The following is a 3,154-nucleotide window of genomic DNA, read 5'->3' as shown; positions in this document are numbered from 1 at the left end:
TTTACGAGAGTCTACGAACCCAACGAAAAGGCCTTTTCTCTGCTGATTCCCAAAGGCTGGAAGATGGAGGGCGGCATATTTCGCGTCGATCCACTCCGGGCGGGCGGCCCTCTCAACGCGATGGAGGCGAAGTGCGATCTCCTGATCGAAAGCGACAGAAGAGGAAGTGTGGCTTTTCATATCTATCCCGATATCGTCTACGCCCATCCGGGTATCGGCGGGGGATTCTTCCCGGTGGGGGGCAATTACCAGGGGGCCGAAGTCAAACCTCTGATGGATGCCCAAAGCTTCCTGAGAGCGCTTTTTGATTACGTCCATCCCGGGGCCCGGTCGGTGAAGGTTCTCAAACTTCGCCCACTGCCTGGCGAAAAGAGATCTATCGACCGGGGGCTCTCCTACATGAACCGTCTTTTCATGCAGATGGGAATGCCGGCGCTCTCTTTTCGAAGCGACGCGGCGGGCGGAGTGTTCGAATATGTCGAAAACGGTGTCCGCTACCGGGAGGTGATGCTCACGGGCATCGTGGATATGCGTGGTGCGATGACGTGGAAAAACACCCGGACCCTCTCTTTCAGAGCCCCCGTCCAATCTTTCGAGCGCTGGAAGCCCGTGATGGATATCATCCGCTTTTCCATCCGTTTCAATCCCCGGTGGGTCCTTCAGGAGGCGAAGGGGCAGCGGGAGCGCGCCGAAATCGTCATGAAAGTCTATGAAAAGATCCGGCAGATCGACCGGGAAATCGCCCGAAAGAGCCGTGTCAACGCCGAAGAGATCATGAACGACAACTTTCTGGTGCTGACCGGACAGGAGGAGTACGTCAATCCCCACACGGGAGAGATCGAGACCGATACCGACGCTTTCAAAGTCCGCTGGGAGACGCCCCAGGGTGATCTGTACTACACGAACCGGGAAGATGAAAATCCCAACGACATCTTTCATATCACCGGTTTCAAGAAAACCGAAATCCGCAAAAGAAGAAACGAATAGGAGAACGGGATGAATGGAAAAAACGCACTGATACTGGGGATCTCGATCATCGTCGGGCTGGCATCGCTGGGCTATCTGTTGGGTTCGAGCATCGTAAAATTCCGCGCCTTCGAACGGAGCGTGACGGTCAAGGGACTCTCAGAAAGAGAGGTTCCCGCCGACATCGCGCTGTGGCCCATCACCTTCACCCGGGCCGACAACGACCTCTCGGCCCTCTACGCCGGTATCGAAAAGGATCGCAAAGCCATCGTCGCTTTCCTGGCCGACGCCGGTTTCGAGAGAAAAGAGATGACGATCAACGCACCCGTCATCACCGACAAACTGGCCCAGCAGTACGGGGGAGGGGAGCGGGTGAAGTTTCGCTACGTGGCCCAGCAGAGCGTCACCGTCTATACCAGAAAGGTCCAGAAGGTCAGAGAAGCGATGCCCTATCTGGCGGATCTGGGAAAAAAGGGGATCGTTTTCGTCGGCAACGATTACGAAAACCGGACGGAGTATCTCTTCAGCGGTCTCAACGCCATCAAACCCTCGATGATCGAGGAGGCGACGCGAAACGCCCGGAAGGTGGCGGAAAAGTTCGCGAAGGATTCCCAAAGCAGACTCGGAAAGATCAAACGGGCCAGGCAGGGGCAGTTCAGCATCGCCGATCGCGACAGCCATACCCCCTATATCAAGAAGATCCGGGTCGTCTCCACGATCGAGTACTATCTGAACGACTGAGAAGAGGGGCCTGGATTATTTCTTGAACCACCCTTTGATCTTCTCGAAAGTCGATTCGAAGAGGCTTTCGTGGGGTTTGCTCTCGATGCCGAAACTCTCCTGGAGCTCTCTGAGCATCTCTTTTTGCTTCTCGTTGAGCGATTTTGGGTAGACGATGCGGATCTGGGCGATCAGGTTGCCCAGCTGACCGCTGTGGACGTTGCGTACCCCTTCGCCCTTGAAGACGAACTGCTGCTTGTCTTTCGCGCCCTGGGGTAGATTGAGCTCCTTTTCGCCGCGGAGGGTGGGGATGGTGATGACATCGCCCAGAACCGCCTGTGTGAAGAAGACCGGGACTTCCAGATAGATGTCGTCGCCGTGGCGGATGAAGTGCTCGTCCTCTTCGACGTAGAAGGTGATGTACAGATCGCCCCGCCGTCCGTCGAGAGAGACGTTTCCGGCGTTGGGGATGCGCAGGCGGTTGCCGTCGTCGACCCCTTCGGGGATGTCGACGGTGATCGTCGTCTCCACCTCTTCGTAACCACGTCCGGCGCACTCGGGACACTTCTGCTGGATCGTCTTTCCACTGCCGTGGCACTGGGGACAGGTCTGGGCGAAAGTCATGAAGCCCTGGCGCATGTAGACCTGGCCCTGGCCGTTGCAGTATTCGCACTCCTTGACCTCACCGTTTTTCGCACCGGTGCCCCGGCACGCTTCGCACGGCTTCTTGTAGCGGTATTTGAGCTCTTTTTCGGCCCCGAAGACCGCCTCTTTGAAGCTGATCTCCATCTGGGCGGAGAGGTCGAGGTTGTATTTGTCTCCCGAGGCTCTGCCCGAACGCCGGCCTGTGAAGCCGCCGCCGAAGACCGACTCGAAGATGGCCGAGAGATCGTCCATGATGTCTTCGTAGCTCTGTCCCTCGAATCCGTGGAATCCCTGGCCTTCGAGCCCCGCCTTGCCGTAGCGGTCGTAGACGGCACGTTTCTGCTCGTCGCTGAGGACCTGGTAGGCTTCGTTGACCAGTTTGAACTTCTCTTCCGCCTCTTTGTCGTCGGGGTTGCGGTCGGGGTGGTATTTGAGCGCCATCTTGCGGTAGGCTTTCTTGATCTCTTCCTGTGTGCAGGTACGCTCGATTTCGAGTATTTGGTAATAGTCCAGTTCTGCCAAAAATTGCTCCTGATTCTAAATAGAGAAGGGTATGTAGTCCTGTAATTCTGCGCGCGATTTTAACATAATTTAGGAGAAATTAAAAATCTTTTCAGGCGGATGGCGGTTTAGGTGAAGTATAATCGTTGACAATATGAATGAACAGAAAATCAATAAAATCGAAAAACTGAAACGGCGGATGAAGCCGATCGACTACTTCGAAAAGCTTCCCTCCCTCCAGCCGGAGGAGTTGGACGAGACCGATCGCTTCTATCTGAAAAATTTCGGCATCTACAACCACAAGCTGGCACCCGACACTTTC

At 55.6% G+C, this 3,154-nt stretch carries 3 protein-coding genes; 2 read left to right on the top strand and 1 reads right to left on the bottom strand.

Translation table 11 applies throughout. From position 1 onward, the window contains the following. Together Q1K23_RS07880 and Q1K23_RS07875 are read left to right on the top strand one after the other, a co-directional pair. A partial coding sequence (locus tag Q1K23_RS07880; protein ID WP_300363612.1) for a hypothetical protein occupies window positions 1-987 on the top strand: 987 nt, incomplete at its 5' end. 9 nt (window positions 988-996) lie between these two features. Further along, a complete protein-coding gene (locus Q1K23_RS07875) occupies window positions 997-1,707 on the top strand; it encodes an SIMPL domain-containing protein (RefSeq protein ID WP_300363610.1) in 711 nt (236 codons plus the stop codon). A 15-nt stretch (window positions 1,708-1,722) separates the two neighbouring features. Here the strand turns inward: Q1K23_RS07875 and dnaJ are convergent, their stop codons facing one another. After that, window positions 1,723-2,853 carry a molecular chaperone DnaJ gene (dnaJ, locus tag Q1K23_RS07870; protein ID WP_300363608.1) on the bottom strand — a complete coding sequence of 377 codons (1,131 nt, stop codon included), beginning with the start codon at window positions 2,851-2,853 and terminating at the stop codon, window positions 1,723-1,725. Window positions 2,854-3,154: the final 301 nt, after the last annotated feature.

Origin of the sequence: Hydrogenimonas sp., from assembly GCF_029933015.1 — a bacterium.
Lineage (GTDB): Bacteria > Campylobacterota > Campylobacteria > Campylobacterales > Hydrogenimonadaceae > Hydrogenimonas.
The sequence above is the reverse complement of the archived record's forward strand: the minus strand, read 5'-3'. Positions and strand labels throughout refer to the sequence as shown.

Bases quoted from the DNA above. Each gene is read 5' to 3' on its own strand.
- Q1K23_RS07875 (WP_300363610.1), top strand. From the start codon at position 997: ATGAATGGAAAAAACGCACTGATACTGGGGATCTCGATCATCGTCGGG.